Origin of the sequence: Lacisediminihabitans sp., from assembly GCF_036569425.1 — a bacterium.
Lineage (GTDB): Bacteria > Actinomycetota > Actinomycetes > Actinomycetales > Microbacteriaceae > Lacisediminihabitans.
The window spans coordinates 1-4,990 of the sequence record NZ_DATCQQ010000049.1 but is presented as its reverse complement, the minus strand read 5'-3'; the positions used below and the strand labels follow the sequence as shown (position 1 = coordinate 4,990).

Genomic DNA, 4,990 nt, shown 5'->3' with positions numbered 1-4,990 from the left:
CCCGCCGGCGCGCTGGGCGGCCGCGGCACCCGTCGCACGCTCCGCCTCCCCGGCGACGGTCGGCGTCGCCGGGCTGGCGGCGGCGGACTGGATCACGAAGGTCTCCTCGGCATCCGGGATCCCGGCGAGGGCGCTCGAAGCCTATGCCGGGGTCGCCATCCAAATGAGCGAGGCCAACCCGGGCTGCGACATCGGCTGGAACACCCTCGCCGGCATCGGCGAGGTGGAGTCGCACCACGGCACGATCTTAGGGGGAACGATCGACGCGAGCGGACTCGTCAGCCCGCCCATCTACGGCGTTCCGCTCGACGGGGGGTCGTTCGCGAACGTGCCGGACACCGACAAGGGCGCGATCGACGGGGATGCGACGATCGATCGCGCGGTAGGACCGATGCAGCTGATCCCCGGCTCGTGGCGCAACTGGCACACCGATGCGAACGGCGACGGGCGCGAGGACCCGCAGAACATCGACGACGCGACGATGGCGGCCGCCCACTACCTGTGCCGGGCGAGCAAGGCGATGGGCTCGGAGGAAGGCTGGCGCGCCGGGGTGCGGGCGTACAACGGGTCTGACCAATACGTGGCAGACGTGGCACGCTACGCCGCGTCCTACGCCGCGGCCGCCACCAGGGCCGCTCCCGCCGGATAGCCGGCCGACCGAATCAGACCGACCGAATCAGACCGACCGAATCAGACCGTGCGGGACCGCATGGACGTGCTCGACCGCACGATGAGCTCGTAGGGCAGCGACGTGTTGAGCGTGCCCTGGGTGCGCCGGCTCGGGTGGAGCTGCTCCATGAGGATCTCCACCGCCTTCCTGCCCTGCAGCTGCGGAAACTGCGCGATCGTCGTGAGGCCGAAGAAGTCGCTCAGCTCGTGGTCGTCGATGCCGATCACCGAGACGTCGTCCGGCACTCGCAGGCCGAGGTCGCGCGCGGCGAGGATCGTGCCGATCGCCATCTCGTCCGAGGCGGCGAAGACCGCGCTTGGTCGCTTTCGCGGGTTGCCGAAGAGTTGCTTGCCGGCCGCGTAGCCGCCACGGATGGTGAAGTCGGCCGGCTGGAAGAGTTCCGGGTCCGGGGAGATCCCCGCGGCCTGCAGGGCGGCCTCGTAGCCCACGCGGCGGTTGGTTGGCAGGTGGAAGTCGCGCTCGGACTGCTCATTGCCGCCGATGTGGCCGATCGAGGTGTGCCCGAGTGACAGCAGGTGCTCGGTGGCGAGATGCGCGACGGAGACATCATCGATGCTCAGCGTGCGCACCCCGGCCAGCGGTCCGCCGACACCCACGATGGGCTTGTTGATGTTGAGCAGGCCGGTGAGCTCGGCCGGGGTGAGTTCGAGCGAGATCGCGATCACCGCATCCACTCTCTTGCGCAGCAGGAAATGCTCGAAGACGCTGCGGCGCTCGTCGCCGCCTCCGCCGAGGTTGTAGAGGGTGAGGTCGTAGCCGTTGGCGAGGAGGGCGCTCTCTGCGCCCTCGATCACCGAGCTGTAGAACCACTTGCTGAGGAACGGGATGACGACGCCGACATTGCGGGTGCGTCCCGTCGCGAGGCTCGACGCGTTCGAACTCACGACGTAGCCCAGTGCCGCGGCGGCCTTGGCGACCCGGTCCCGGGTGGACAGGGACACGTGGCCGTTGCCGCTCAGTGCGCGCGACACCGTCGCGGTCGAGACTCCGGCGAGCTCGGCCACCTCCTGGATGCCGGCCATCGAAGCTCCTCTGCTTGTACGCGCGCAACAGCCAGAATTCTAGTGGCTGGCCGCGCGAGCAAGTGATTTTCCTGCGGCGCGCTAGCCTGTATCCTTGTGAGGCGCGATCGAATCGAATCCCGGTGATTCGCCGGTCGCACATGGCAAGTTACCCAAGTGGCCAAAGGGATCTGACTGTAAATCAGCCGTCTAAGACTTCGTGAGTTCGAATCTCGCACTTGCCACCACCAGCACCATAGGCACACGGCCCGCGTCTGAAGACCGGGCCGTTTGCCGTTTCGGCACGACCACCGAAAGGCGACCATGACCGTCGAATCGACGAGCGGAGAACTCCTCGCCCTGGCCACGGAGATTGCGATCGAGGCTGGCGAGCTCGCCCGGCGACGCCGATCTGAGGGTGTGCAGGTGGCGGCGAGCAAGTCATCGCTCGAAGACGTGGTGACGCTCGCGGACCGCGAGACGGAGGCGCTCATCCGAGCCCGGCTGTCCGACGCGCGACCCGACGACGGCTTCTTCGGTGAGGAGAGCGGGGCGGGGGCAGGCTCGAGCGGGCTCACCTGGATCGTCGACCCGATCGATGGCACCGTGAACTATCTCTACGGCATTCCGCACTACGCGGTGAGCATCGCCGTCGTCGAGGGCGAGCCGGACCCGGCCACCTGGCGGGCGCTGGCCGGCGTGGTCATCAACCCCGCCAGCGGCGAACTGTTCAGCGCGACCGACGGAGGAGGCGCCCGCCTCGGCGACCGCCCGATCACCGTCGCGCCGCCGGTGGAGCTGTCCCAGGCCCTCGTAGGCACGGGGTTCGCCTACCTCGCCGCGATCCGGGCCGAGCAGGCGGCGGTGCTCGTGGGCCTCATCGACCAGGTGCGCGACATCCGCCGGATGGGCACCGCATCGCTCGACCTGTGCGCGGTCGCCTGCGGCCGGCTCAATGCCTACTACGAACGCCAGTTGAGCCCGTGGGATCACGCCGCGGGCGCCCTCATTGCCCGGGAAGCCGGCGCCCGAGTCGGTGGTCTTCGCGGCGCGGCGGCGTCCCGGGAATTCGTGCTGGCGGGGGAACCCACGCTGGCGGCTCGACTCGAGGATGCGCTCATCCGACTCGGAGCCTAGCCCTCAGAGAATTGCTCACGGTTGCCGGATGGGGGTGGATGACTTACCCTTTATGAATTCGTTATAAAGCGGTCCGATTGACCGCACAGATACTTTTTGCTGGTTGCGTGTGATTGAACGCGGATCCGCCCATGGAGGAAAGCCCCGTTGTCACTGCTCGCCATTCTCGCCGTCTCACTGCCGAGCGACCTCTCTCGGCGTGCGCTGGAACGCGGTGACCGATGAGCGGCATCACTCCTGGCTCCGGCGATTCGCCGTTTCCCACGCGCCGCGAGCTGCGCGAGCGGGCCGCCCGGCCGACCGGGCGCGCGGCGGCGACCGTGCCTACGAAGACTGCACCTACCAAAAACGTGCCGACGAACGACTCCCGGCAGGCCCAGCCGAAGCGCCAGCCGTCCCGCGTCGCGCGCCAGGTCGCCGCATCCACCGCACCACGCAAGTCGCGCCGGCCGAAGGGGCGCCTGCTGAAGAGGCTCGTGAGCTTCGGAGCGATGCTCGGCGCCGGAGCGCTGCTCGTGGCCACCTCGCTGCCCGCGATGGCGCTGCAGGGCAGCGCCGCCGACGCCCTCGACGCCGTCTCCCAGGCGCCCGTGCGCACGCAGACCCTCGCCGTAGACAAGAAGGTGCTCGTCCAGGCGCCGACTCGTGACGCCTACACCGTTGTCTCGCTCGCACAGAAGATCCGCGTGTCGTACACCCATGGGAGCTTCGACTACACGAACGACCCGAACGGCACCATCCAGTGGCCTTTCCCGGTGGCCGTGCCGATCTCGAGCGGTTTCGGACCGCGAGCGGCGCCGTGCGGCGGATGCTCGAGCTTCCATGAGGGCGTCGACTTCACGCCGGGCTCCGGCGTGCCGATCGGCGCCATCGCCGACGGCGTCGTGAGCCTCGTCAGCTCCTCCGGGGCGTACGGCAATCACGTGATCATCGACCACGTGATCAATGGCCAGAAGGTGCAGAGCCTTTATGCGCACATGCAGAGCGGCTCGGTGGTGGTTACCGTCGGCGAGGCCGTGAAGGTCACCCAGGTGATCGGCAAGGTCGGAAGCACCGGTGAATCAACCGGCGCTCACCTGCACCTCGAGATCCACCTCGACGGCACCCCGGTCGACCCGTTCGCGTGGCTCAAGGCGAACGCCAACTGACCGTCAGGCCACTGGCGCCCCAACGGGGCACTGGCCATCCGGCTCGCGGTCGGATAGCCTAGGCAAATGTGAGCGCTCCCAAGTGTTGGCGGCGATCGTCGAATCTCGACGATCACGGCTGACGCAGACTCACCCGCCGCCGAGCCGCCCTGAGGAGTCCACGACGTGTCCGAGCCGCCACCGCAGTCCCGACGGGAACTGCGCGAGCGGGAATCGGCGGGTCGGGAGCCACAACGCACGGTCGCGCCGCGGCCCAGGACAACCGCTGCCAGGGCGCCCAGGCGACGGATTCTGCCCAGGCTCCTGAGCGTCGGCGCCATGCTCGGCGCCGCGGCGCTCCTCGTGGCGACATCGCTGCCGGCCAACGCGTTCTACCGCGGGCCGGTCGAGGTGAGCCTCACCGCGAAGTCGGCCCCCGCGCAGGTGTTCGAGGCGAAGAACGAGGTCGTGGTGACGGCCCCCGCGCGCGACGCGTACAGCGTGGTGTCCCTCGCCCAGAAGGTCAAGGTCATGGCCGTGACCAAGTCGTTCTCCTACACGAACGACCCGAACGGCACCATCCAGTGGCCCTTCGCCGTGGCGGTGCCGATCGCGAGCGGCTTCGGCGACCGGCTCGTGGCCAACTGCGGGTACTGCTCCACCTTCCACGAGGGGCTCGACTTCACACCGGGCGCCGGGGCCCCGATCCAGGCGATCGCGGATGGCGTGGTGAGCCTCGTGCAGGAGGATCGTGGCGGTCTCGGCATCCACGTGATCATCGACCACGTGATCAAGGGCCAGAAGGTGCAGAGCGTCTACGCACACATGCTCGCCGGGTCGGTGCGGGTCACCCTCGGCCAGGCGGTCAAGGTGGCGGAGCAGGTGGGACAGGTGGGGAGCACCGGCGCCTCCACCGGCGCCCATCTGCACCTCGAGATCCATCTCGACGGCACGCCAGTCGACCCGTTCGCGTGGCTCAAGGCCAACGCGAACTAGCACCGCCGTCCCGTGCCCTGGGGCACGAAGTCCCCAGG

General features: G+C 68.8%; 5 protein-coding genes and 1 tRNA gene. 5 read left to right on the top strand and 1 reads right to left on the bottom strand.

What is annotated here, in order from left to right; genetic code table 11:
• The coding region (locus VIM54_RS08640; RefSeq protein ID WP_331900536.1) for a lytic murein transglycosylase at nt 1-649 on the top strand (649 nt) is incomplete at its 5' end.
• A 41-nt stretch (nt 650-690) separates the two neighbouring features.
• On the opposite strand, the gene VIM54_RS08635 is transcribed toward VIM54_RS08640, so the two are convergent.
• Complete coding sequence (locus VIM54_RS08635; protein ID WP_331900534.1) at nt 691-1,713, bottom strand: LacI family DNA-binding transcriptional regulator; 1,023 nt, start codon at nt 1,711-1,713, stop codon at nt 691-693.
• A 142-nt stretch (nt 1,714-1,855) separates the two neighbouring features.
• On the opposite strand from VIM54_RS08635, the gene VIM54_RS08630 reads away from it, so the two are divergent.
• From VIM54_RS08630 to VIM54_RS08615, 4 genes are all read left to right on the top strand, one after another.
• A tRNA-Tyr gene (locus VIM54_RS08630) sits at nt 1,856-1,940 on the top strand.
• Between the two features lie 76 nt (nt 1,941-2,016).
• Entirely contained in the window at nt 2,017-2,829 is an 813-nt protein-coding gene (locus VIM54_RS08625) for an inositol monophosphatase family protein (RefSeq protein ID WP_331900532.1), read from the top strand.
• Between the two features lie 221 nt (nt 2,830-3,050).
• Nucleotides 3,051-3,977 (top strand): M23 family metallopeptidase, encoded by a 927-nt coding sequence (locus tag VIM54_RS08620; protein WP_331900530.1) that lies wholly within the window; start codon nt 3,051-3,053, stop codon nt 3,975-3,977.
• A 165-nt stretch (nt 3,978-4,142) separates the two neighbouring features.
• Complete coding sequence (locus VIM54_RS08615) at nt 4,143-4,952, top strand: M23 family metallopeptidase (RefSeq protein WP_331900528.1); 810 nt, start codon at nt 4,143-4,145, stop codon at nt 4,950-4,952.
• Nucleotides 4,953-4,990: the final 38 nt, after the last annotated feature.